At 41.0% G+C, this 26,949-nt stretch carries 18 protein-coding genes and 1 CRISPR repeat array; of the genes, 15 read left to right on the top strand and 3 right to left on the bottom strand.

From position 1 onward, the window contains the following. Nucleotides 1-463: 463 nt before the first annotated feature. A CRISPR array of direct repeats spans nt 464-2,771; the repeat unit is 28 nt; unit sequence TTTCTAAATGACGTATGCCGTCATGAAC. A gap of 291 nt (nt 2,772-3,062) precedes the next feature. The 6 genes from F993_RS10805 (at nt 3,063) to F993_RS10830 (ending at nt 7,144) form a co-directional block, all read left to right on the top strand. Continuing rightward, the gene (locus F993_RS10805) at nt 3,063-3,791 is read left to right on the top strand and encodes a HesA/MoeB/ThiF family protein (RefSeq protein WP_407637368.1); all 729 of its coding nucleotides are present in this window, start codon (nt 3,063-3,065) and stop codon (nt 3,789-3,791) included. A gap of 56 nt (nt 3,792-3,847) precedes the next feature. Further along, complete coding sequence (locus F993_RS10810; RefSeq protein ID WP_004653973.1) at nt 3,848-5,146, top strand: ABC1 kinase family protein; 1,299 nt, start codon at nt 3,848-3,850, stop codon at nt 5,144-5,146. A gap of 26 nt (nt 5,147-5,172) precedes the next feature. Then, nucleotides 5,173-5,553 (top strand): dihydroneopterin aldolase, encoded by a 381-nt coding sequence (gene folB, locus F993_RS10815; RefSeq protein WP_004653972.1) that lies wholly within the window; start codon nt 5,173-5,175, stop codon nt 5,551-5,553. Continuing rightward, nucleotides 5,510-5,944 (top strand): 2-amino-4-hydroxy-6-hydroxymethyldihydropteridine diphosphokinase, encoded by a 435-nt coding sequence (locus F993_RS10820; RefSeq protein WP_004653971.1) that lies wholly within the window; start codon nt 5,510-5,512, stop codon nt 5,942-5,944. The genes folB and F993_RS10820 overlap by 44 nt, the downstream gene beginning before the upstream one ends. A gap of 40 nt (nt 5,945-5,984) precedes the next feature. Then, nucleotides 5,985-6,536 carry a DUF2799 domain-containing protein gene (locus tag F993_RS10825; RefSeq protein WP_004653969.1) on the top strand — a complete coding sequence of 184 codons (552 nt, stop codon included), beginning with the start codon at nt 5,985-5,987 and terminating at the stop codon, nt 6,534-6,536. Between the two features lie 143 nt (nt 6,537-6,679). Beyond that, entirely contained in the window at nt 6,680-7,144 is a 465-nt protein-coding gene (locus tag F993_RS10830) for a hypothetical protein (RefSeq protein WP_004653968.1), read from the top strand. Nucleotides 7,145-7,203: 59 nt separating this feature from the next. On the opposite strand, the gene coq7 is transcribed toward F993_RS10830, so the two are convergent. Both coq7 and F993_RS10840 read right to left on the bottom strand, forming a co-directional pair. Further along, a complete protein-coding gene (gene coq7 / locus F993_RS10835) occupies nt 7,204-7,839 on the bottom strand; it encodes a 2-polyprenyl-3-methyl-6-methoxy-1,4-benzoquinone monooxygenase (protein WP_004653967.1) in 636 nt (211 codons plus the stop codon). A 3-nt stretch (nt 7,840-7,842) separates the two neighbouring features. Beyond that, nucleotides 7,843-9,162 (bottom strand): MFS transporter, encoded by a 1,320-nt coding sequence (locus F993_RS10840; RefSeq protein WP_032812472.1) that lies wholly within the window; start codon nt 9,160-9,162, stop codon nt 7,843-7,845. Nucleotides 9,163-9,324: 162 nt separating this feature from the next. Between F993_RS10840 and F993_RS10845 the strand changes: the two genes are divergently transcribed. The 8 genes from F993_RS10845 to F993_RS10880 all read left to right on the top strand — a co-directional run bounded on the left by F993_RS10845 (nt 9,325) and on the right by F993_RS10880 (nt 24,101). Then, nucleotides 9,325-12,039 carry an autotransporter assembly complex protein TamA gene (locus tag F993_RS10845; RefSeq protein WP_004653965.1) on the top strand — a complete coding sequence of 905 codons (2,715 nt, stop codon included), beginning with the start codon at nt 9,325-9,327 and terminating at the stop codon, nt 12,037-12,039. A 51-nt stretch (nt 12,040-12,090) separates the two neighbouring features. Further along, the gene (locus F993_RS10850; RefSeq protein ID WP_004653964.1) at nt 12,091-16,596 is read left to right on the top strand and encodes a translocation/assembly module TamB domain-containing protein; all 4,506 of its coding nucleotides are present in this window, start codon (nt 12,091-12,093) and stop codon (nt 16,594-16,596) included. A 436-nt stretch (nt 16,597-17,032) separates the two neighbouring features. Then, entirely contained in the window at nt 17,033-17,551 is a 519-nt protein-coding gene (locus tag F993_RS10855) for a DUF4189 domain-containing protein (RefSeq protein ID WP_228254126.1), read from the top strand. 128 nt (nt 17,552-17,679) lie between these two features. Continuing rightward, a complete protein-coding gene (locus tag F993_RS10860) occupies nt 17,680-18,147 on the top strand; it encodes a DUF4124 domain-containing protein (protein WP_004653961.1) in 468 nt (155 codons plus the stop codon). 102 nt (nt 18,148-18,249) lie between these two features. After that, nucleotides 18,250-18,609, top strand: a complete 360-nt coding sequence (locus F993_RS10865) for a hypothetical protein (RefSeq protein WP_004653960.1) — start codon at nt 18,250-18,252, stop codon at nt 18,607-18,609. A gap of 259 nt (nt 18,610-18,868) precedes the next feature. Then, the gene (locus F993_RS10870; RefSeq protein WP_004653959.1) at nt 18,869-21,508 is read left to right on the top strand and encodes a bifunctional aconitate hydratase 2/2-methylisocitrate dehydratase; all 2,640 of its coding nucleotides are present in this window, start codon (nt 18,869-18,871) and stop codon (nt 21,506-21,508) included. Nucleotides 21,509-21,831: 323 nt separating this feature from the next. Then, nucleotides 21,832-23,259: a formylglycine-generating enzyme family protein gene (locus F993_RS10875; protein WP_004653958.1), complete on the top strand. Its 1,428-nt coding sequence runs from the start codon at nt 21,832-21,834 to the stop codon at nt 23,257-23,259. A gap of 116 nt (nt 23,260-23,375) precedes the next feature. Continuing rightward, nucleotides 23,376-24,101, top strand: a complete 726-nt coding sequence (locus tag F993_RS10880) for a hypothetical protein (RefSeq protein ID WP_004653957.1) — start codon at nt 23,376-23,378, stop codon at nt 24,099-24,101. A 68-nt stretch (nt 24,102-24,169) separates the two neighbouring features. Here F993_RS10880 and F993_RS10885 read toward each other — a convergent pair whose 3' ends face one another. After that, nucleotides 24,170-25,627, bottom strand: a complete 1,458-nt coding sequence (locus F993_RS10885; RefSeq protein ID WP_004653955.1) for a DASS family sodium-coupled anion symporter — start codon at nt 25,625-25,627, stop codon at nt 24,170-24,172. A gap of 268 nt (nt 25,628-25,895) precedes the next feature. On the opposite strand from F993_RS10885, the gene F993_RS10890 reads away from it, so the two are divergent. After that, nucleotides 25,896-26,879 carry an ion transporter gene (locus F993_RS10890; protein WP_004653954.1) on the top strand — a complete coding sequence of 328 codons (984 nt, stop codon included), beginning with the start codon at nt 25,896-25,898 and terminating at the stop codon, nt 26,877-26,879. Nucleotides 26,880-26,949 lie beyond the last annotated feature (70 nt).

Genomic DNA, 26,949 nt, shown 5'->3' with positions numbered 1-26,949 from the left:
TTTTATTAGGCAAAGTTGAATATGTATGTGGCTGATTATATTGGTTTAGCATTGATCCAAGATATGACAGATAAAAGTTTGCCCCAGTCTGAAGTCTTGGTGAAGGGAAAAAAGACAGGGGTTGTGGTTGAGGGTAAAGTGTTAGAAGGTGTGGTTTGTGTATATTCTCACTGCTATCTACTTTTCCTTACCCATGATTGTGTCTTTGAGGAAACTTTAACTTTGGCCTTAGTCGATCTGAATAAAAATATATTGTTGGAGTCATTGTGGATAGGGCTGGTTTATCAGACAGATATTTTTACTGGCCCAAGGATATGTGATGATAAGATCTTATTTGAATTTTTAGCCGAAAAAACGTGGGTTCTTCAAGTACTACAAACTGCCAGAATTCGATTTCCCATTTCTTTAAACGCTTTGATACATCGTGGTTTTCAGTTTAAATCTTATTTTCAATTTGAACATTAATTTATGTGACGTATGCCGTCATGAACAAAGAGAGTTAAATTAATAATGAATAAAAAAATTTCTAAATGACGTATGCCGTCATGAACAGTAATAAAGAAGCTCGGCTGTATTATTCAACTTTCTAAATGACGTATGCCGTCATGAACTAGAATGGTCTGAGCTGAATCTTTTTGTGCCTTTTCTAAATGACGTATGCCGTCATGAACATCGACCACCAAAAATCAATCAAAGCCTTAATTTTCTAAATGACGTATGCCGTCATGAACGACTCATATCTAGCAATTCAACAACATCTGTATTTCTAAATGACGTATGCCGTCATGAACTAAATTTATATCTTGATTCTGTGCACTTTTCATTTCTAAATGACGTATGCCGTCATGAACATTTCTTGTATTCATAGCGATGTGTACGAACATTTCTAAATGACGTATGCCGTCATGAACAATCAGGATTTTCAGCTTTTAGCCAGAGTTTATTTCTAAATGACGTATGCCGTCATGAACGTGGTAGGTGACTGGCATGCCATTGTCATTGATTTCTAAATGACGTATGCCGTCATGAACCAGCACATGCAGCATTAGCAGAAGAAGTCTCTTTTCTAAATGACGTATGCCGTCATGAACTTAAAGCATCTTGAAGCCTGTGAAATCTCGATTTTCTAAATGACGTATGCCGTCATGAACGAGTTGATGTGCTATCAAATTGATTAAAATTATTTCTAAATGACGTATGCCGTCATGAACCCGTGTTTTGCATTTTAAAGATGCAGATGCATTTTCTAAATGACGTATGCCGTCATGAACGTTTGTTAATTTTTTTCGAAGTGTTTGAGGCTTTTCTAAATGACGTATGCCGTCATGAACTCCTAGAGAAATTTTATTTGAATGGGCGCACATTTCTAAATGACGTATGCCGTCATGAACGAACAATAAGCGTCGGCAAGCTTCGTTTTATTTTTCTAAATGACGTATGCCGTCATGAACGTTAATTGATGATGGTTTATCACCAGGTGCAATTTCTAAATGACGTATGCCGTCATGAACAAAGAAGCACTTCGATTTGAAGCGCAAAATCTTTTCTAAATGACGTATGCCGTCATGAACGTGCACCATACTTAGCCAGCATGTCTTCCCAATTTCTAAATGACGTATGCCGTCATGAACTTTTAAATGAAGAAAGCCGGTCATTTGATTGATTTCTAAATGACGTATGCCGTCATGAACAGCGCCTAGGTGAAGCGGCTCGACAAAAGCTTTTTCTAAATGACGTATGCCGTCATGAACTGGTTGACCCATTCTGCTTGCATTTGTTTGTATTTCTAAATGACGTATGCCGTCATGAACCATAACAGGGCGCTTCATACCCTGTTTGATCGTTTCTAAATGACGTATGCCGTCATGAACACGGCATAGTACAGCGTTTAGAGGAAATATTATTTCTAAATGACGTATGCCGTCATGAACATGTGATTGGCTACGGCGGTGCAGCGGGTGGATTTCTAAATGACGTATGCCGTCATGAACGTTCTTTGGTAATAACTGGCAGTGAGTTCGCATTTCTAAATGACGTATGCCGTCATGAACAATTGCAGATTGCGTTGCGTTACGATCAATCATTTCTAAATGACGTATGCCGTCATGAACACCACCAACAATGAGTTCAACACCCCTGTCATTTTCTAAATGACGTATGCCGTCATGAACATTCAGTGCCTTCATTTTGTATTCTTCCTATATTTCTAAATGACGTATGCCGTCATGAACAACCAGCCACATAACCCTTTCCGCAGCCCGTTTTTCTAAATGACGTATGCCGTCATGAACAGACAAGCTGTTACCATTTGAAAAATATGTTTTTTCTAAATGACGTATGCCGTCATGAACTTCTGTTTTCAGCAATTTTGCTGATTGGCTTGTTTCTAAATGACGTATGCCGTCATGAACAATCAGTAAGTAGTTGCACACCTTTACTTGATTTTCTAAATGACGTATGCCGTCATGAACAAAAAATAATGAATGTTCTCTATTTGATCGTATTTCTAAATGACGTATGCCGTCATGAACGAATCCCAGTAATGTCCGTATAGACCTTCCTATTTCTAAATGACGTATGCCGTCATGAACTTTAAAACCTGAATCAATTCCGAGTGTCTCAATTTCTAAATGACGTATGCCGTCATGAACATCTATTGCACGTGTAGAGAATTTATCTCGCTTTTCTAAATGACGTATGCCGTCATGAACAAATGGTTGGGATGGAAAAATCTCCTTTTGCATTTCTAAATGACGTATGCCGTCATGAACTATAAAATAATGAAGATAATATAAGCTAAAACATCAAGTTATATCCAAAAAGGCAGAAATACCCAAAGTTTTTAACTGATATAGTAACTTATTGATTTTATTAAGCTGTTAAAGAGTAAGAAAAATATTGGGGTAAAAACAGCTTTTTGTCAAAAGAAAACAGTGTTCGTTCCAATTTATTACTTTCCTCAAATCCGACATCGACTTAAAATCAGCATTACCCTTGATGATAAAGAAGCAATTCACGTGTCAGACCATTTAGAAAACGAATTTGAGCTAAGTAATGAGGAAATGCATCTCTATAGTCGTCAGATTTTATTAGATGGTTGGGATATCGAAGCACAAGAAAAACTCAAACTCGCCAATGTACTGATCATCGGAGCAGGCGGGATTGGTTGTACCAGTGCCGAGCTATTGGCACGCGCAGGTGTGGGCAAGATTACCATTGTCGATGCCGATACCATTGAAATAAGTAATCTACAAAGACAAATCGCATTTACAACAAATGATTTAGGTCGATACAAAGCTGAAATATTGGCCAAACATCTACAAGATATTAATCCACATATACAGGTCAGCTATCAAAATATACGATTCGATGAAACGAATGCTGATGAACTCGTACAGCATCAAGATGTAGTCTTAGATGGTTGTGATAATTTTAGCACCCGTTATCTGGTCAATGCGGTGTGTAAAAAAAATCAAGTGCCACTTATCAGCGCATCCGCGATTGGTTTTGAAGGGCAGATGTTTATGGTGGAGTCGGATTCAGCCTGTTATGAATGCCTGTTTCCAAAAGAAGATCATGCCAATGAAGGGCTACGCTGTGCAGAGTCTGGCGTATTGGCAACTACACCTGTAATGATAGCGTCATTACAAGCACATCACACTTTGCTATTTTTAGGGCTTGGTCTGACGCCACTCAAGCAAAAATTATTACTTTGGAATGGCTTAAATCTATCGCAACGTATTCTTAAATTTGAAAAAGATGTAAATTGTCCAGTTTGTCAGGCAACTTGATCGGTAAATTGAGCAAAATTTGCTAAACTAATGCCATCTGTGAGGCAAGAAAGATTATGAAAAGAAATATTTTATTCGATGGATTACGATCTGTTGCACGTATTGGTGAGACAGTGGTGGTTGCAGCACAAGCCGGTGTGAAATATGCAACTGAAAAACCAAGCAACGCCAAACTTATGCGTGAGACCTTTGAGTCGCTTGGTTCGACTTATATCAAACTGGGACAATTTATTGCCAGTACGCCTTCTTTATTCCCCCGCGAATATGTTCAGGAATTCCAAGGCTGTTTAGATCAAACCCCGACCTTACCATTTAGCTATATTCAAAAAGTATTGGCAGAAGAGTTTGAAGGTCGCAATCTCAATGAAATTTTTAGTTTTATTGATGAAAAACCTTTGGCTTCAGCATCAATTGCACAAGTCCATGCTGCTCGATTAGTCACGGGTGAAGATGTGGTATTAAAGGTTCAAAAACCAGGTGTAGAAACTATTTTATATACCGACTTAAATGTAGTGCATTGGGCAACAAAACTTTTAGAAAAAGCCGTTCCAAAAATCAAGTTTGCATCCCTTTCTGAAATCGTAGATGAGATCAAAACACGTATGGTGCGTGAAGTTGATTTTATTGAAGAAGCGCAGAATCTGGATGACTTTATTCAGTACTTGAATGTGTCAGGTAACCAAGCGGCAACTGCACCAAAAGTTTATCACCAGTTTTCCACTCGCCGTGTACTCACTATGCAGCGTTTGTATGGTGTGTCATTGACTGACTTTGATGTGGTGAAACAATACGCCAAAGACCCGACGCAAGTCTTGATTACTGCGATGAATACTTGGTTTGGTAGCTTAATGTTATGTAAGAGTTTCCATGCCGATTTACATGCAGGCAATCTGATGCTGCTTGAAGATGGTCGTATTGGTTTTATCGACTTTGGTATTGTCGGTCAGTTAAAGCCAGAAGTCTGGACTGCGTGCATGGCATTTATGGATGCTTTACAGCATACCAATTATATTGCGATGGCTGAGAATATGCTGAAAATGGGCATGACGCATCAGAAAATTGACACTCAAGTCTTGGCTGACGATTTAGAGCGTTTATTTAGCGGTGTATTACTGGCAGATCCGCAAGAAATTCTGAGTTCCAATCCTGCAGATTTGAATGACATCATGATGGATATGGTGGCTGTCGGTGAGCGTCACGGTATCAAATTCCCGCGTGACTTCGCTTTGTTATTCAAGCAAATGCTATATTTTGATCGTTTCATGCGTGTTCTCGCACCATATACCGATATTTATGCTGACCAACGTTTAAAAATGGTTCACAATATTGAACCTGCTTCGTTTTTAAAGCATTAATTCATTTATCGGTTCATTAGGTCATTATGGATGCCATTATAATTGAAGGGTTGAAGGTTGATACTGTGGTTGGCTGTTTCAACTGGGAGCGCCAAATTATTCAACCTTTAATGCTAGATCTCACCATTCATAATGATCTATCACAAGCTGCATACTCGGATGAGCTGGAAGATACACTCAACTATGCGCAAATCTGCGAGCTTGCAGCCCAAGTTATACAAGAGGCGAAACCGAAACTGATTGAGCACGCCGCACAATTGGTGCTTGAATGTCTATTTTCGACTTTCCCCTCGATCGAATCAATCACGATCACCATTCGCAAACCCGCCATCATTGCACAAGCCAATGCAGTAGGAATTCGCCTTGAACGCAACAGAAACAATTTTTGCGCTCGCACTGGCGAGTAATGTCCAACAACAAAAAAATTTCACTTTTGCCTATGAGCAGATTTCCAGTTTGGGCACAGTGGAATTTTCTCCGATTTATGAAATTCCATGTCGGGATGGAATCGGGGCAGATTATTGGAATTCAGCTTGTCTATTAAAAAGTCAACTTCATGTTGATGAAGTAACTGAGATCCTTAAAAAACTAGAAGCACAATCTGGTCGGGTTCGTCCATCACATCACATCAGTTTGGACATTGATGTGATTGCGTGGGGTGAAACTTTAGAACATATGCAATTTAATCCAAAAAAGTTACCATTGGCTTTGGATGTAAAAATTCCTCTATATGATTTATGGCAGCACGCAGATTTAGCCTATCTTCAAAGTATGCATTATCCTGTCATTACAATGTAATACTTTAATGAAGTAACACTATAATAATAGGAAGTTTTTTATGAAACTTATTTTAATTTTAGCAACTTTAACGGTTTTACTTTCGGGCTGCGCGACCATGAGTGTCGAGCAATGTAAAACAGCAAACTGGTTCAATGTAGGCGAAAAAGATGGTTCGGATGGACGTGATTCACGTTTAGATAAATACTATTCTTCCTGTCAAAAAGCCAATATTGTGCCCAATCAGAAGCTATATGAACAAGGCTATCAAAAAGGTTTGGGCTATTATTGCCGCCCAGAAAATATCTTTAGCGAAGCGCTTGAAGGTCGTGGTGATATTCGGGTTTGTCCAGTCGAAAAACGCGAATCCTTGCGCAGCTACTATCAAGTGGCTAATGAATACTATCAAGCAGATTCGGAGTTTAATCGTTCCCAAAATGATATGAACCGTTATTTAAAAGAGTTAGAACGAAAAGACCTTTCAACTAAAGTTCGGGATGATTATCAGAAACGTTTATATGATCTACGCATCAATAGCAGCTGGGTACAGTCACGTTATCATCAAGCGGTTCGAAATCTAGAACGCTTTAAGGCAGAACATGGTTTATATTAAACCCTTCAGTTTTAGTATCCGATTAAAAAAATCCATGGTTGCCTCCATGGATTTTTTGTTTGTGACGAAACACATTTGAGTTACATACGCCTGTATAAAGGGATGTTTAAATAGATAACAAGCGAATAATGAAGGAATTATTTATGCAAGCCAAGTTACTTATTGCCTTGGGGATTGTCCTCTATGGCAGCATGAACTCAGCCTATGCAATTGATGCCAAATATAGACAACAATTAGAACAATCAGGTTGTACCCAAGTCAGTGAAGCACAAGGCTGTGATATTAGCAAAAGTAAAGAAGAAAATAGCAAGGCGGGTTTTATCGAGCAAACGGTAGAGGTACCAAGTCCGAGTACATCAACAACAACGCAGCAACCACAGTGGATTGCGGAAAGATCAGATGGCACAGCTTTGGCTGTGATTAAAATTGATCAGCAACAGCGAGTTTGGGTCAATGACACGCGTGTTATTGCGGTGAAGAAGAGTGACCAATTAAGTTTTAGGCAGGGTAAAATCGATTACACTATTTTCACCGATTTAGACAAGCAATCACAAAGTTATTGGAATGATCGTTATTCGACCGATAAAGGCAAAATTGTGTTTCGTTAATTTTGATGCTATGAGCTAAATCAAAAGGGAATTAGCTTTCGATAATTCCCTTGGATAACTTAAAGATAATAACTGGTTTTAGTCATGAGCTTTGAAATGGCGGTCATGGTAATCCGCACAGGCGCGGGTAAGTTCACACCACCTGCTTCTAAGGCCGTATCACGGTGATGCAATTCATCTTCATTCATCTGGACCAGAATTTTACGTGAACGTTCATCATGTGCAGGAAGTTGTTGAATATGTTCCTGCAAGTGTTGGCTAACTTGACGTTCAGTTTCTGCGACAAAGCCTAAGCTGTATTTGTCGCCAGCAATCCCTGCAATTGCTCCCATACCATAGGACAGGCCATACCAAATTGGATTTAAGACACTGGTGTGACTATCTAACTCTTTTAGACGATCTTCACACCAAGCCAAATGGTCTTGTTCTTCAATTGCAGCTTGTTGCATTTCTTCACGAACATGCGGTAATTTTGCAGTGAGTGCCTGACCGTGATAGAGCGCTTGAGCACAAACTTCACCACTATGATTGACACGCATCAAACCTGCAACATGACGGGCATCACTGACACAAAGTTGTGAAGGTTCATCGTTGGCAGGATTATTCCGTTGTGCACTGGTTGCGCCTGGTACCAAACTACGCAATGCTTGATCAAAAGAATTAATAAGTTTATCGAGACCTGTATAATGACGCATATATTAATCCTCTAAAGTATTGGGCGCATTTTCCAATAAAGGTTTTAGACGTTTTAATAACCAAAATGAGAAAATTGCACTTAAAACAGCGGTAATGGTAAATAAGATTTTAATATCAATTTTTAAAATGCTTAAGATTAAAATTGAAAAAACTGCGGAAGAGACCATAAATACAGCATTTAAAATATTATTTGCTGCGACGACACGCGCTCGATGTGAACGTGGAGAATAGGCTTGCATCATGGCATAGAGTGGCACAATATAAAATCCACCGCTAATGCCCAGCAAAGTCACGGCTAGCATCACATGGTAATAGACCGCACCAAGCGTAAACATATCTTTTAAGCTGAGTAACTCACCTGTACGCTCAGGTACAAAGGCAAGGCTTGCTGCCAGATATAGCGCAAAAACAGTTAAGCCCATTGCACCATAAGGCACCATCTTAATATTAATATCCGAGCCGCCAATTCTTCGACAGAGTAAGGAACCGACGCCAATACCAACCGAGAAAAAGGTGAGTAATAGGCTCACTACATTTTCAGAAGCATGCAGGTTTTGTTGAGTCAGTTGCGGAATCTGGGTTAGGTAGGTTGCGCCATAGAACCAATACCAAGAGTTACCCAACAAAATTACAAATATAACAGGGATGCTTTTGGCATATTTGATGGTTTGAAAACTGGTGCGAATAAAGTTCCAGTCAATTTTTAAATCGGGTGCAGCGACTTTCTGTGGCAAGATAAAACGACTACACAAATAGCCTAAGCAAGCAATTGCCACAACGGTGACACTGATCCAGAGCAGATTGCCCTCAGAAGAAGCAATCACGGCGCCGCCGAGAATCATTCCCAGCAAAATCGCAATTGATGTGCCTGACTGAAACAAGGCATTGCCTGACATGAGCTCTTGCGGCTTTAAAATTTCAGGCAAAATTGCATATTTGATTGGACCAAAACAGGTGGAGTGAGTGCCCATTAAAAATAAAGCGAATAGCAGTAACCATAAATTTCCGAGCAAGAAGCCAGCCGTACCAATCAACATGATTACGATTTCTAATATTTTAATGAAGCGAATCAGTTGCGAGCGCTCGTATTTATCCGCGATTTGGCCAGCAGTTGCTGAAAAAAAGAAGTAGGGTAAAATAAACAATAAAGCAGCTAGATTATTTAAGGTACTAACGGGAGCACTTTGTTGTTGAATCCAGCCATAGGTAATAACTAACAGCAGCGCTTGCTTATAAACATTATCATTAAGTGCGCCAAAGAACTGAGTGAAAAACATCGGGGCGAACCGACGCGAAGTCATTAAGTGCTCGTCTTGTTTCATCGTGTGTTCACTTCATTGTGATTTATAAAAAAATGTGACGAACTGTAAAAATGTGATGAAATGCATGTATGATACCTAGGTCTGATTGGATGAAAAATCAAAGATTTGAAGTTATTTCACCCGTCAAAAACGATAAATTAAAAAACAAATTTAGAGTTTTACATGCCATCTAAAACGAAGTTTAAACAGTCGACACTGGTTCATTCTATGCATTTAATTTTTAAAATGCAGGGTTTTCCTAAACTTATTTGTAGTGGTTTTTTAATTATTTCTTGTATATCAGTTGCTTATGCACAAGAACAAAATTTAACTGTGCCTGAAAATCAGGCGCTTGAGCAGACCGAACCAGCCATGGAACCGGCAGTTCCTGCATCAGCACCGACTGCGCCAGCAATCAATCTTGCAGATCAAGGGGTATTGCCTGGGCAAGACAGTTTGGCCGCATTAAAAGAACAAGAACAATCCACTAATCAAATTAACGAATTGAAACCGATTCAGTTAGATGAAAATTTAGAAAATCTGCCTGTAATCCCTGTCGATCAAAACATGGCAAATGAAATCTTCCGTGTTGCAGAAGATGCGAAGAATGAAGCACAAGCGTATCGCGAAAACACGGCAAGAAATCCTGAGCCTATCATCACAGATGCCTCACAGACTGAACTGACGGAAATCAAACAAGCGCCGTTGAATATTGACCAGTTGATGGGAGAGATTCAAGCCGACAGTAAGATTGTGGTTGAAGCCAATGAAACAGGTAAAACATTAGCTGATTTGCAACCAAAGTCTGATCAACCGCAGGAAAAGGTTGGGTTCTTCAAGCGAATTGTGAATCGTTTCCGCCCAGATAATTTACTCAGTACGGATAAAATTCCGCGTATTTCAGCCGATGTGACGGGTGCACCTGCGATTTTGGCACTGAATATCAAAGCCAAATTATCCAGCTTCACCCAAGAATCTTTTGAAGATTTTAATGTTGCCTTACCGCAATTGCGAGCTTTGACCAATCAGGCGGCGCAAGCGGTAGGTTATTACAATGCCACTTATACCTTTGTGAAAGAAAGTGATAGCAAGGTGAAGGTGATTGTGGTTCCAAATGAACCCGTTAAGATTAAAGAACAAAATATTGAATTTACCGGTGCAGGTGCCAATACGCCGCAATTCCAAGTCATTCGCTTAATTCCAGAACAGGATGAAGGTGATATTTTCAATCACGGCCTATATGAAGCAACCAAAACCAAAATTACTACGGTGGCTTCGGATAACGGTTATTTTGATGCATTTTGGCGATTGCATGATGTCAAAATTACTCAGCCTGAAAAAACCGCTGAAATTAATTTAAAGTATGAAACGGGCGAGCGTTATAAGTTAAAGAAAGTTGAGTATCGGATGAGTGATCCGAGTAAGCCATTGCCACTCACCCAAAAGGTTCTCGACAGTTTGGCACCGTGGAAAGAAGACGATGATTATGCTTTCTGGCGTGTCAATGTCTTGGCAAACAACTTAACCAATAGTCGTTATTTTAACTATACCTTGGTTGATACGATCAAACCGGATGCCATTCAGCCGCCTTTGGATTTACCACCGGACTTACAGGCCTTGGTTGATCAGCAACGTGTGCAAGAATCACAATTGATGAGCAGCCAACAAAAGGCAGATCTTGCCCGTGCAAAAATCACTTCGGCACAAGAAGTGACGCAGGACGTGGTAGATGAATCACAGTTCTCGGGTGCTGAACCTGCACAACCTGCTTTGGCGCGTTCAATGCCAATGCCGCCGGCGCATGATGAAGATGATGAAGAACGTCAAAAACTCGAAGAGCAAGCACGGGCAGAACGCAAAATTCCTGTCGTGGTGACATTGAATGCCGATCGTTTAAATAGCCTTGAAACAGGTATTGGTTATGGGACAGATACGGGTGCACGTATTCGTACTCAGTACCGTCGTGCCATCGTCAATAAATATGGACATTCTTTCGATGCCAACGTCGAGGTTTCAGAAATCCGTCAATCGATTGATGGTCGCTATAGTATTCCCTATAAACATCCATTGAATGACTATTTCAACCTTGTCGGTGGTTATGAACGTGAAACCCGTGATGATATTGGTCCAGATGTCAACTTATTGGTTGAATCTGCGGTACTGGGTGGTGAACGTGTCATTAAAAATCCATTGGGCGATTGGCAACATACGTTTGGTTTGCGTTATCGTTTAGACCGCCTCACCAAAAAAGGTGATGTCAATGTCGATGAGTTACCTGATGCTTTTAAAGTTTCAGGAATTGATTCTGAGCAAGAATCTTTGCTCTTAGGTTATGAAGCATCAAAAACCAACAGTAATACCCGATTAAATCCAACCCGTGGTTTTAAGCAAACCTATAAAGTGGAATTGGGAACAGAGTCTTTACTCTCTGATGCCAATATGGCAATTGTAAGTGCTGGTTGGCGCTTCATCTATTCATTGGGTGAAAACGACAATCACCAATTTGTCGGTCGTGGCGATGCAAGTTATATTTTTACCGATGACTTTAATAAAGTCCCTTATAACTTGCGCTTCTTTACCGGTGGTGATCAGTCTTTACGTGGTTTCGACTATAAGAGCTTATCACCTGAAGAAAACGGCTATAAGATAGGTGGTCAAGCCTTAGGGGTTGGCTCTTTAGAATATAATTATCAATTTAAAGATGGCTGGCGTGCTGCGGTGTTCTCGGACTTTGGTAATGCGTATGACAAACAATTTAGCAACCCAACAGAATATAGTGTGGGTGTTGGTATCCGCTGGAGATCGCCAATTGGACCAATTCGATTAGATATCGCATCGGGTATTTCTAATGATAACAATCCAATTCGATTACATTTCTTTATTGGTCCACAGCTTTAAAAACTTTTTTAGCCCTGTGTTTGATCAGGGTAAAACATTCTCGGGTTGATTATGACGGAAGTAGAACAGCAACTTACCCCACCAACAAAACCAAGACCACCGCGGCGCATTGTTCGAAATATTGTGCTGATTGTGCTGATCATTCTTTTATTATTGGTCAGTTCTTTGGTTGTGATGATGTCAACGGATAAGGGTAGCCGTTTTCTATTAGACCGTGTACTTCAAAGTCAGAAAACCATTAAATACGAATATGAAAGTGGTAATCTGCTTTCAGGTATTATTTTAAAAAATGTGTTGGTACGATTGGAAGGAATTGATGTTTCTTTGGACCGTGCCGATGTGTCTTTGGGGTGGCGCGCGATTCTTAAAAAAGAAGTGCATCTTAGTCATGCCGATGTGCGTAATCTAAAAATCCTCGATAAGAAACCACCCTCAGGGAAGCCGTTTGGATTTGATCCGATCAAACTTCCTTTTGTACTGCGAGTCGATGAGGCCCAACTCGATCATTTGGAACTGCAAACTGCAACATCTAAAGTCGATTTTAGCGATATTTATCTAAAAGATGCTTTATGGTCAGAAACCAAATTAAAGTTCGAAGACTCTCGCATGAAGATGGAGTATTTAGCCGTCCAAAATGCAACGGGAGAGATGGATTTTAGTGGGAAATATCCAATCAATGCTAAAGCAGACCTGATTATTCCATCACTTAAAAGTCTGGATATCGACGTCATTAAAGTTGCAGCCAGAGGTTCTCTAGATACCTTGAAAGTGGGTGTGGCAACTCGAACTCCAGATTTACTCACAGGTTGGGCAGTTGTGCATCCTGTACGTGAACATGTGCCGATGAATGGTGAGTTGTTCTTTAAAAACTATCATTTGCCATTACTCAAAGATCAAAAGCTGTTTGCAAAAGATGGTATTGCTAAATTCAATGGAGATATCCAAAAACTGATTTTAACGCTGGATACCGACCTCAAAGGCGAGCAAGTGCCAGAGGGGCAATATACAGCATTGATGGATACTGATTTAACCCATCAATTGAATATTCGGGAGTTTAATGGTCAGTTGATGGGGGGCGTGGTCAGCTTACTGGGTTTTGTAAACTGGCATGATCATGTGTCTTGGGATGTGAAAGGCCGTTTAGAAGGTTTAGACCCGAAAGACAAAACCGTACCGCAAATTGCACAGGATTTCTTACCGCCAAACCTGGATGCTAACCTGAACGCTACAGGTTCAATGGAAAAAGGTTTGGTGCTGAACGCGCAACTTGCATTTGATAAGTTTGAGACTTGGGCGGTTAAGCTGAACCAAGCGGAAGAAAAAGACAATAAAGCACAGCCTATGTTGCTGGATGTGTCATGGAAAGGGATTGACCGTGCCATGCCATATATTGGCTGGCTCAGTAGTGAAGAAGGTCATACCAACCTGACTTTAAAAGAAGGCCAGCAAGATATCTACCTGACAACCACAGTTCGTCCACATGAACAGGGGTTATTGCCAACAGGAAAATACGATGCGCGTTTAGATGTAAAAGGCGATCTATTGGATGTTGAAAACTTCCGCTATGAAGCGGAAAAAGGTAGTTTGTCGGGTCAGGCCAAAGTCAAGTTACCAACCGAAAAGCAGCAGCTTTCATGGCAAGCTCAGCTCAAGGCACAGAATTTTAATCCACAAAGCATTGCTGCTGCTGCACCAATTAACTTATTAAATGGTGAAATCAAAGCCACTGGTTTTGCCAAGCCAAATCAACAAATCATTCGTTTTGAACAGATTGATTTAACGGGTCAGTTACCACAAGAAAATAAAGCTGAAACCATTGCCCTAAAAGGTAAAAGTTCGGCTGCGCTGATTTTCCATGATGAAAAAGCAGGTGGCGGCTTTAAAAGTTTTGCCGTGGACTATGATGGTTCTCTGAATGCATTGAATCAAGGTAATGGCGTTTTAAAGATCAAGGTTGCAGGTACGCCTGATTACATCAAGATTAATGAACTCAATCATGATGGGGTTGCGGGCAAAATCTTCGCAACTGGTGCAGTCAATCTCAAAGATAAATTAGGTTGGGATATTGATGCCTCGCTGGTACGTTTTAAACCACAATATTTTGTATCAAGCGTCAAAGGTGAAGTTTCTGGGCGAGTTAAAACACTTGGTGTTTGGTCGGATAAACTGAAACGTATTGATATCCGTCAGCTCAATCTTGCAGGCTTCCTAAATAATAAACCGATTCGAGGTCGTGGTAATCTGAGTTTATTGCTTGATTCGAATCAACAAGGTTTCTTGCCACAACAATTCGAAGCCAATGACTTATTTTTTGCCTATGCACAGAACCAGTTGCAAGCCACAGGCAATGCGCAAAACTTACGCATTAAGTTGAATGCGCCTGCTTTATATGAGCTTTATCCAGGCTTACGTGGTCGTGCCTATGGCAGTTTAAATGTACAGTCGCAGCCACGCCTGAAAGCAACCGCGAATATGATGGTTGATAATTTTGCCTTTAATGATCTGGTGACAATTCGTTCATTAAAAGTGCAAGGTGAATTACCGACTTCTGAAACGACACCAACACAATTGACTGCAACTGTAGATCGTTTGCGTAATGGCAATCGTGAAATTGAACAAGCGACAGTAAACTTGGCGGGAACGCGCAAGGCACATGTGTTGAAAGTTGAGAGTAAAAACCGTCAATCGAATTTCTACCTACAACTGGCAGGCGGTTTCAATCCGAAGAACGACTGGTTAGGCCAACTGCAAAAAGGTAATTTTACTTCACGTAATATCAGTTTGGTACAAAACCAAAGTGCGCCGATTATCTATACCACGGCGCAACAGGAACTCTATGTGGGTCAGCATTGCTGGCAGAGTTCGAGCAGTCAGTTATGTCTGGATCAGCCTGCACGTTTGAGTAAAGCAAAAGGCAGTTTTTCCTTCATTACCAAAAATCTGGATTTAAAAGATTTTACCGCATTTATGCCTGAAGGTTTGGCGGTCACTGGACAGCTTAATGGTTATGCCAAAGCATCTTGGGCTCAGGGCACTCATCCGAAACTGGATGCTCGTTTAGTTACCCAAAAAGGTGAAATTGGATTGGCAGCGGATGATCCACAAGATCCTGCTACAACAGTCACTTATGATGAATTGAGTCTGATTGCGAAAAGTATCAGCGAAGGTTTGTTATTACGTGTCGATATGAAAACACCAGATATTGGTACGGGTTATGCCAATGTGATTGTGAATCCGTACCAAGCCAATATGCCAATGCGCGGTGAAGTTGCGTTTAATGATGTGCAGTTGAAAGTCTTTAAGCCGTTTATTAAAGATGTACGTTCAATGTCAGGGACTCTGGCCTTGGCAGGTAAAATGAATGGAACCTTGACTCAACCTGAGTTTGTCGGTGAGATGCGTTTGAAAAATGGCGCAATTTCGATGATCTCTCTGCCTGTCAATTTAAGCAATATCCAGCTTTATTCTTCGATCCGTCAGCAATCTGCCAGTATTGATGGTGCATTTAACAGTGGTCAGGGTGTTGGACGCTTAAAAGGTAATTTTGATTGGAAAAATGACCCACATTTAAATCTAACCCTGAAAGGCGACAACTTATTGGTACGCCAAGCACCAATGATCACGGCGATTGTAGAACCTGATTTAAGCTTGGATGTTTATCCTTTTGCGCAGCGTTTAAGCCTGAAAGGGAAAATTGATGTGCCACGTGCGCGTATTTCGATGCCAGAAAGTTCTGCAACCGTAGTGAACTTGTCGCCTGATGTGCGTGTGGTTCAACAAGGCCAAGACTTGCTGGCGACGTTAAAAGCGGCTAAACCGTGGGATATCCGTGCCGATATGACTGTGACTTTAGGCAACCAAGTTATTTTCCAAGGTTTTGAAAGTACCATTCCATTGGTCGGTCGTTTGCACTTATCGCAACGTGGTTTAGAAACTGCAATGCGTGCCAATGGTGCGATTGGTGTCAGTCAAAAAGTGAAGATCGAAGCCTATGGTCAAAGTCTTGATCTGAACCGTGCTATTGCACGTTTCAATGGACCATTGGCCAACCCAACACTGGATATTGATGCCAATAAACCCGTTCAAGGTAGCATGGTCGGGGTGCGTGTCACGGGTACAGCCACCGTGCCGAATATTCAGATTTATAACGATGCCGGTTTGTCTGAACAAGAAGCCTTGAATGCCTTACTGACAGGTCGTATTAATGAAGGTAACAGTGGTTTAAGTAATACGGAAGGCTTTAAGTCTGACGTGAATAACACCATTGCTGCTGCGGGTATTAGTATGGGCTTGGGTGGTACGCGTGCCTTGACCAACCAGATTGGTCGAACCTTTGGTTTGAGTGGTTTGGCATTGGATGCACAGGGTACGGGCGATGATACGCAGGTGAGTCTGACAGGCTATATTACGCCAGATCTGTTTATTCGTTATGGTATTGGTGTGTTTACACCAGTGAATAAATTGACCTTGCGTTATCAGATGAACCGTCGTTTATATCTGGAAGCGAGTCAGTCCTTAGAGCGTGCAATTGACGTATTCTATAATTGGAGATTCTAAGCCGACTTTAAGCTAGGCTGAGCATCACAAAGAGGAATTATTTCGCTGAAATAGTTCCTCTTTTTTATGATTCTAATATTACTCGAACCTCACCAAAAACCATCTACACAAAAAATCAAAAAGGACAAATGTATTAACCATCTGGGACAATTTTTTAATATCTATGTTGATGGTGAGTTTAAAGATTTAAAGGCCCAATCCATTGTTTTATTTTCATAATTTAGATTTTTAATCCTGTCATTTAGGTCGTTTTAGCCTTTGGCTTAAAGTTAAAACCATTGTTATGAATCGCGTTGATTTTTATAGTGGAATAGATAAATCCGCTTTTTGAGTGCGTCTGTTGTGATGTTTGGACAAATGCACAATAGAGGGATGTGCATGATAAGGAGGATTTGGAATGGGTAAATTTCTTAGGCGATTAGTAGTGTTGAGCGTGATGTTACTAAAGGCATCGAGTTCTATAGATGTGATTGCTAAAAATAGTGTACGTATTTTATTGATCATGATGGGTATGACTTGGAGTACGTTAGCGTTAGCAGAGGGTGGCTGTCCAGAGGGTCAATTTCCTCAGCAATATGGCACGACCATGGGTTGTACGACAATGAATGCTGGAGGCAATCAACCTGTAGCACCAGTTTGGGCAGATCGCTGGGGAGCGATTGCTTCTGATGGTAATGGCATTTATGGCATCGTCACTGATCTGCCAAGCAAAAGAAAAGCAAGTAAGTCCGCTATTCAAGAGTGCAAAAATAGAGGGGGACGCACGTGTGCTTTAGAGCGTGCCTATTATAACCAATGTGCTGCTGTCGTCATGACTGATACATGGACAGCATTTGCAAATGCCCCGACATTACAGCAAGCAACAGAAATTGGGCAGCGAGATTGCACGGCCAGTAATACTGGAAGTTGCCGTGTGTATTGGTCTGGCTGCAGCATGCCAGTCCGTGTGAACTGAATACAAAACTGCTTTAATCTGTTAAGGCAGTTTTTCTAAAAGACATTATTTTAGCAAATAAAAATATGATAGAATTTTTATAAGACATTGATAATAAATGAATTTAAGACATTTTTTGGAGAAAATAAATGAAATCTGTCACTTTTGGTCAGCTTTGGGCAGTGCTTGGCTTAGTGCTCCTCAGTTCGACACTCCAAGTCAATGCCAAGGAATACTATAAGTGGGTCGATGCCAAAGGCGTTACTACCTATTCTGCAACGCCACAACCTGTACAAAGACAAGAACCTCAGCTCGATCCTGTTAAAAAGAATAGCACTACCACAGCACAACAGCCGACTGCACCGAAAGAGCCAAAAATCACCACAGTGACTGCAACTACAGCAACAACACCAACCAAAACTGTAACGACGACCACAACAGCCACAGGCAATCTTACTGCGACAAGTGACATACTTATCCCTGTCAAAAACTGCAATGGGGTAAGATGCTGGGATATGAAAGGCAAGTCCTATAATCTCGTCGCAGGCACGACATATCTCTCTGCCAATGGAGGAAAGTGTCAAAAGTTAGGCAATAACATGCGCTGTAGCAAATGATTTGTATGTTTTTATTACGGAAAGCATGGTTTTAAAGGCTTCCTTTTGCAAAATAAACAAGTTTCAGTATGATGTGTGCATCAAATTAGCCGCAGTATGATGATGAAGAAAGTTTTGTTTATTGCAATAGGTTTAGTTTTGGTTGGTTGTGCTGAGAAAAAGCCGTTAACCCCTGAAGAACAATGGCATGGCTATTGTGTCAGTGTGGGTAACGCTGCACGTTCAATCACGTTGGATCGTCAAAATGGAATTGAGCAAAAACAAGCAACGGAATATGCGGCAAAGATTGAAGATGAGACCACGCGTAAGTTTATCTTTAAAATTTTGGATACGGTTTATGCACTTCCTGCCGATCAACTGAAAAAAGATCCAGAAGCATTACGTGAAAATTTAAAGAAACAGTTTATGGAAGAATGCTTGGTTACCCCACACGACAAGCTGCCAAACTATAAACTTTTTTAATGTGTATATAAAAAAGACAACACCGTTTGTCTTTTTTTATGGATGTAATTTATTGTTTTATTAGACTTTAACCTAAGACCAAAGCGGTATTTCAAAAGGATGAACATTTCGCTATAAAATAATGGGCATCACGTAGAAATACGGTAGTTGCATTAACATTTAACGCGAAGTCTAGTAAAATTTTGCTGTCCACATTACTTGTAAAGCTTGTACAAAGCTGGAACTTACAAGTAATTTTTTAAAAAAGAGGAATAACACTGTGCTAGAAGCTTACCGCCAACACGTTGAAGAACGTGCCGCACTCGGAGTCCCACCGAAGCCGCTTGATGATGCTCAAACTGCTGAACTCGTAGCCTTATTAAAAAATCCACCAGCAGGTGAAGAAGCTTATTTAGTAGATTTACTAGAAAATCGTGTTCCAGCAGGTGTTGACCAAGCTGCATATGTAAAAGCTGCTTTCTTAGCTGCTGTTGCAAAAGGCGAAGCAACCTCTCCACTCGTATCTAAAGAACGCGCAGTTTACTTACTAGGTACAATGCTTGGTGGTTATAACGTAGCACCACTTGTTGAACTTCTAGACAATGCTGAGCTGGCTGAATTAGCTGCTGAAGCTTTAAAGAAAACATTGCTTGTATTTGATGCATTCCATGACGTAGCTGACAAAGCAAAAGCAGGCAATGCTGCTGCTAAAGCGGTATTACAATCTTGGGCTGATGCAGAATGGTTCACAAGCCGTGCTGATGTTCCAGAAGAAATCAAAATCACTGTGTTCAAAGTAACAGGTGAGACCAATACGGATGACTTGTCTCCAGCTCAAGACGCTTGGAGCCGTCCAGACATCCCATTGCATGCAAACGCAATGTTGAAAAACGAGCGTGATGGCATCAACCCTGAAAAACCAGGTGAAGTTGGTCCATTAAACCAAATCAAAGAATTGATCGCGAAAGGCAACCAAGTTGCTTACGTAGGTGATGTTGTTGGTACGGGTTCTTCTCGTAAATCTGCAACGAACTCTGTTCTTTGGTTCTTCGGTGACGAACTTCCACACATTCCAAACAAAAAAGATGGTGGTGTGTGCTTGGGTTCTAAGATTGCGCCAATTTTCTTCAACACAATGGAAGATGCAGGTGCATTACCTGTAGAAATCGACGTTGCCAACATGAACATGGGTGACGAAGTTGTATTGAAAATTGATCACGCTGCTGCAAAAGTAACTGCATTTAAAGACGGTGCACAAATTGCAGAAGCTGAGCTTAAAACCCCTGTACTTTTAGACGAAGTACGTGCTGGTGGTCGTATTAACTTGATCATTGGTCGTGGTTTGACTGCGAAAGCGCGTGAAGAATTAGGTCTTGCACCTTCTACATTGTTCCGTACTCCAGTACAACCTGCTGACACTGGCAAAGGTTTCACCCAAGCTCAGAAGATGGTTGGCCGTGCATGTGGTTTAGCAGAAGGTCAAGGTATCCGTCCGGGTACTTACTGTGAACCTAAAATGACGACTGTTGGTTCTCAAGATACAACAGGTCCGATGACGCGTGATGAGTTAAAAGACTTGGCATGCTTGGGCTTCTCAGCTGACTTAGTGATGCAGTCTTTCTGTCACACTGCTGCGTATCCAAAACCAGTTGACGTAACAACTCACCATACATTACCTGACTTCATCATGAACCGTGGTGGTGTATCTTTACGTCCAGGTGACGGTATTATCCACTCTTGGTTAAACCGTATGTTACTTCCAGATACTGTTGGTACTGGTGGTGACTCACATACACGTTTCCCAATCGGTATTTCTTTCCCTGCGGGTTCTGGTCTTGTTGCGTTCGCAGCTGCAACGGGTGTTATGCCACTGGATATGCCTGAATCTGTACTGGTTAAGTTCAAAGGTAAAATGCAACCTGGTATCACTTTACGTGACCTTGTACATGCAATTCCTTACTACGCGATTCAAGCGGGTGACTTAACTGTAGAGAAGAAAGGTAAGAAAAACATCTTCTCTGGTCGTATCCTTGAGATCGATTTATCAGAAATGGAAAATGACTTGACCGTTGAGCAAGCATTCGAACTTTCTGATGCATCTGCTGAGCGTTCTGCTGCGGGCTGTTCAATCACACTTTCTGAAGAGAAAGTTGCTGAATACTTACGTTCTAACATCACCATGTTGAAATGGATGATCGCAGAAGGTTATGGTGATGCGCGTACTATGGCGCGTCGTGCTGAAAACATGCAGAAGTGGTTAGATAACCCAAGCTTGTTAAAAGCTGATGCTGATGCAGAATACTTAAAAGTTTACGAAATCGATCTTGCTGACATCAAAGAACCAATTCTTTGCTGCCCGAACGATCCAGATGACGCGAAACTTCTTTCTGACGTTCAAGGCGACAAGATTGATGAAGTATTCATCGGTTCTTGTATGACTAACATCGGTCACTTCCGTGCAGCGGGTCAGTTACTTGACAAAGTACCTGGTGGTTCATTGTCTACTCGTTTATGGTTGGCTCCACCAACGCGTATGGATGAGCATCAATTGATGGAAGAAGGCTTGTATAACATCTATGGCCGTGCTGGTGCACGTACAGAGATGCCAGGCTGTTCATTGTGTATGGGTAACCAAGCACGCGTAGCACCGAACACTACATGTGTATCAACTTCTACACGTAACTTCCCGAACCGTTTAGGTCAAGGTGCAAACGTTTACTTAGCTTCTGCTGAGCTTGCATCTGTAGCTGCGGTTCTTGGTAAATTACCAAGCCCAGAAGAATATCAACAGTACGCGTCGCAAATCGACAGCGCTTCTGCTGACATCTACAAATACTTGAACTTCGACAAGATGAGCGAATATACAAAAGAAGCTGATCAAGTTGATACTAAGAAAATCCAAGCGGCTCAATTAACCTAATATGTTAGTGAGCTAAAAATAAGGGCTGAGTAATCAGCCCTTATTTTTTTGATGTTGTGTCTGATCGCTATGCTAGATGTGACTTAACAATTTAGGCAAAGCAAGTGTATTAAAAATGAAGATTTACTTTTCAGAATAATTTTAATCTGTATCTTTTCTTGAGTAATTTTAAATTTGCTTCTTTTTTATGCTAATTAAATCATCAATACATTTTAATTATTCATGAACAATAAACTTTCTTGTTTATGCCCAAGGGCAGTGCTTGCTGTACGGTAGCTTAAACATACAGGGTTTTATTCAATCATATAACAAGGAGCTAGATGATGAAGACTTTACCCAAAGCATATGTTAAGGCAGCAGGTATTGTGTTTGCAGGATGTCTATTGGCAGCCTGTAATGACGATGATAAGAAAAAAATCAATTCTGAGATAAAGCTGCAAACAACCACTGTGGCCTTAACCGCTTTAAGTCAGAGTCTTGTTTGGAAAAATAACCAATGTGATGCGGTATATCGGGATGCGATAGAACAAAATAATAAAGCATTAACTGCCTTGCAAGATTTGAGGGCAGCATTAACCACACAGCAGAACAATTTAGCCGCTTTTATAGATCAGCGTATGTTGCCTAAGCTCACTCAGTTTGGTTCAGAGGCCACTTTTATCCGTGAACGTTGTAATGCGCCAGATTATGATGGTACGGGCGTGAGTATGGAACGTCCTGCAATGCTGCGTGAAATGCTGAATGAATGGCAGGGAACCATTGATTTATTGACAAAACAGCTCAATAAACCGCCACAAATGAATGTATCAATTCAACCCGCACGTTTAACCAATGTAGTGGTTAATGCAAACACCGTTGCGGCATTCAAATTTAAAGACTGTTCTGATGGCTTTTGTCCTGAGTTGAGTGTGATCCCCGCAGGCAGCTATCAAATGGGTGGCACACTGGAAGAGCAGGAGCGAGAAGGCGTGCCAGCACAGGCAAGACCCTATGAACTTCCTCAACATCAAGTCAATGTTACGCAACCATTTGCAATGGCATCTCATGAAACAACGGTCGCTCAATTTCTGCAATTCCAGAAAGAAACAGGTTGGGAAGTGCAAGGATGTCGAAGTTGGGAGGTACGTGATGGTGAATACAATATGTGGTATCGCAAGGACTTAAATCCGAGCAATCCAGGATTTGCACAAACGACTCAAGACCCCGTGGTGTGTGTACGCCGTGAAGATGGTCAGGCTTTTGCAGCATGGTTGTCTGAAAAAACAGGAAAAACCTACCGTTTGCCGACTGAGGCTGAATGGGAATATGCAGCACGGGCAGGGACCTCTACTACATTCTATTGGGGTAATGACCCTGAGCGTGATCAAGCTTGCAAGTACGCCAATGTTTTAGATGTAAGCACGACAAGCACAGAAACCAATACAGCAACATGGCGAGCATTTAACTGTAATGATGGTTATGCATATACCGCACCTGTGGGCTCATTTTTACCGAATGCCTTTGGTCTGTATGATGTACTCGCCAATGCACGTGAATGGGTAGATGATTGTTGGCATGCCAATTATCAAGGTGCGCCTGCAACAGCAGTACGTTGGGGTGCAGAGAATAATGGTCTGTGTAACTTCCCTGTATTACGTGGTGGTGCATGGATTTATAACGTACATAATGTACGAACGGCTTATCGCAATGCCTATTATTCGTCTCAGGCACGTTCAACCATGTGGGGCTTTCGTGTAGTGCGGGAAATTTAGAATTATAGATAAAGTTGATATTTAGAAAATCTAATAAGTTGTTTTGTTGACTTAATATTTTGATTTATCTAAAAATAAGGGTTGAGTAATCAGCCTTTATTTTTTGAGCAATTAAAATGAAAAACTTTAATGTGTTACAACAAGAATATTTAAAAATACTCTCTAAAGTAGATGAGTCTTTTTTTAATGTAGTGCATGAGTATAGTAAAGAAAAAGAGGGACTATCTGGTTTATTTCTTGCAAGTGAGCCTGATCATTATTGGACAGCTAAAAATAGAATCATGATAGTTGGGGCTGAAACAAGGGGATGGAACATCAAGTTAGACCAAGTGTATGATTTAGAGCATTACATTTTTAAATCAATTGAAAAGAATAAGAACTTTTTCCAAAAAATGATGCTTGAAACCAGAACGAAAAAAATTACCTTTCACGATTTTACTCGGGCAGTTGCCGATAAATCTGGTTCAGAAGGATTAATTTACTGCAACTTATTTTGTTTTGCTTGGAAAGAAAAAAGCCCAATAAAATCAAAATATTTTGATCAAATTAAAAATATTTCATTTGATCTGTTAAAGGTACAAATTGATTACTTTGAACCGAGTGTGATCATATTTGCGAATGGTAGTCAGAATACTATTTATAGAAGAGAGTTATTTGATCCAAAATTCTATTCAGAAGGCAAAGATTACAGTGAAGAAAGCATAGATAAAAACCAACTTTATAAATTTATTTATGATGGCAAATACTTATGTTACAGAATCCAGCATCCTTCAACAATTAGAGGAAAAAGAGCAGCCTTTTCTGCAAGGAAGAAGTTATTGGCATTACTTCCTGAATTATAAAATAGTAATAAAAATATTTTTAGTTAGAAAGGCACTTCAAGTGGATTGAAGTGCCTACTTAAATTAAATCACCAATAACCCAACACTTTCCACCACAGTCCGCCAATCACCACAAAGATGATGATATTGACCACACTCATAACAAAGCCAGCTTTCCACCATTCACCCAGCGTGGTGTAACCCGAACCAAATACCACAGGCGATGTACCTGTTGCATAATGGGTTAAGGTCATCATGATGCTCGAAGCCGCTGCCATCATTAAAGCAAACAACATCGGTGGAGCACCCAACGCCAGTCCAGCTGTATAAAAGGCTGCAAACATGGCAGTGATATGTGCGGTGGTACTGGCAAACATATAATGTGCGTACAAATAGGCAAGCATTAACAATATACACGCAGGCATCCAGCTAAGACCTAGGTGCCCAATCCCAGTTTCTAACACACCTGAGAACCATGTGATTAAACCGAGCTTATTTAAATAAGTCGCCATCATCACCAAGGCCGCAAACCAAGTAATGGTATCCCATGCGCTTTTTTGCGTCAGGATATCTTCCCAAGTCAGTACGCCAGTAATTAGCAGTAAGCCCAAACCAATAAAAGCCGTTGTGGTGGGGTCAACCGCCCAAGCCGAACCAAAAATCATGGCAGGAATACCCGCCCATAACAGCAATAAAATACCAAATACACCCAGCATAATGATTTCATTTTTACTGACAGGCCCCATTTCTTTTAACTTGGTTTTGGCAAACTGAGCTGCATTCGGAGTTTCTTTGACTTCAGGTGGGTACATCCAGTACATAATCAATGGCATGATGATCAAGGCAATTAAACCCGGTAATAACATCGCCAGTGCCCATGTACTCCAACTCAAGGAAATCTGACTGTTGGTTGCTTTCGCTACCAGATCAACCACCAACGGGTTAGGGGCGGTTGCGGTAATAAACATGGCAGAAGTAATCGGGTTGGCTTGATAGTTCACCAAAGCTAAATATTTCCCCATACGGCCTTCGGTACCCTTGGCAGGGTCAGAGTCATAGCTGGTGGAAATTGCGCGTACAATCGGATGGATAATCCCACCGCCACGTGCGGTATTACTTGGGGTAACTGGTGCAAGAATCAGCTCAGACAGTACCATGCTATAACCAATACCAATGGTTTTCTTGCCCCAAACTGCGATAAATAAATAGCCTAAGCGTGCACCGAGTCCGGTTTTTTGTAAACCTTTAGAAATCATGATCGAAATACCGATCAACCAGATCAGCGGATTGGCAAAACTGCTGAGCGCATCTTGAATGGCGCCACTAGGACTGTCATTAGTCACACCTGTCACGGCGACTAAAGTAATGGCAATAATTGCAATTGCACCAATGGGCATGGCTTTACCAATAATGGCGGCAATCACACCGACAAACATCGCCAGTAAATGCCAAGCATCAGGATCAACGCCAGCGGGTACAGGAATCACGAACCAGATCAGTAATGCAATAAATAAAGAGATCAGCGTCGGGAGAGCTTTAAATCCCATGTAATTTCCCCTTGTTGTACGGGTTTAATAAAATTTATAGTTCTTTATGAATGAATCGTTAAAGAAAATAACCACTAAGCTTTTATTATGGTTGAAGCGAACGCCAAACTGCAAAGAAAGTTTTGTTGAAACCGCGTTATATAGGGCCATGTATTGGCAAATGATTTTGTTTTATACAAGAAAATAGGGCTTCAGATTAAAATCCCTTATTAAATATGAAAGCAACATGCTACATTTTCAGCTTGCTTGATCAAACAATAAGTATGGTATGACTCAATTTTCATGGCAGCAATTAAGACGCTTTGTTTATGACAATTTGCACAATGATGACTATAAAAGTACGGTAAGTACCTGTGTAAACTATCTATTGATTGCCTTGATTATTGGCAACGTTGCTGCGGTGTTACTGGAGTCCGTCAACGAATTTTATCAACTGTACAAGCCTTATTTCGATATTTTTGAAAATCTGTCGATCATCATTTTTAGTGGAGAATACCTGCTCAGGCTCTGGAGTATTGTTGAGGAAGAGCCACAAGAGGCTGCTTGGAAACAACGGATTCGCTGGATGAAAAGTGGCGGCGCAATTATCGACCTATTGGCGATTTTGCCTGCTTATCTCAATTTCATTGTTCCGATCGATTTACGTTTCTTACGAGTCTTACGCTTAGTTCGTTTACTCAAGCTAACCCGTTATTTTGTTTCCCTGCAAATTTTACTGCGCGTCATCCAGCGTGAAAAAGGTTCATTTCAGGCGGTCATCTTTATTCTGGTCATTATGATTGTCATGACAGCATCTGCGATTTATGTGGTTGAAAATAAAGCCCAGCCTGAAGCCTTTAGCTCAATACCGCAATCGATGTGGTGGGCAGTGGTTACCTTAACCACAGTCGGTTATGGCGATGTGACCCCTGTGACCAACTTGGGGCGGATACTCGGTGCATTTATTACCATTCTCGGGGTGGGTATTGCCGCTTTGCCCGCGGGTATTCTGGCTTCGGGTCTCGCCAATGAATTAAATATGCGTAATCAGCGGCTGGAACAGGAATTTAGAGAAGTGTTACAGGCCAAAGGGTTGGACTTGTTGCATGATCAAGTAGAAATTGAACGGATTCGTAAAAAGGTCGGTTTACCTAAAGAGCAGACCCATGAAATTATTATGCAGCTGGTCAGAGAAAAGTTGCTAGAAGATCAGGAGCAGGAAAAGAAGTTATGCCGATACTGTCCGCATTGTGGTGAAAAGCTTCCTGAATAATTTGAAATTTATTATAAAAATGTAGCCTAAGGCTTCAGTATAAGTTGGTAATGCTCAGCCATTTATTCGG

This window comes from Acinetobacter proteolyticus, assembly GCF_000367945.1.
In the GTDB taxonomy this organism is placed as follows: Bacteria; Pseudomonadota; Gammaproteobacteria; order Pseudomonadales; family Moraxellaceae; genus Acinetobacter; species Acinetobacter proteolyticus.
The sequence above is the reverse complement of the archived record's forward strand: the minus strand, read 5'-3'. Positions and strand labels throughout refer to the sequence as shown.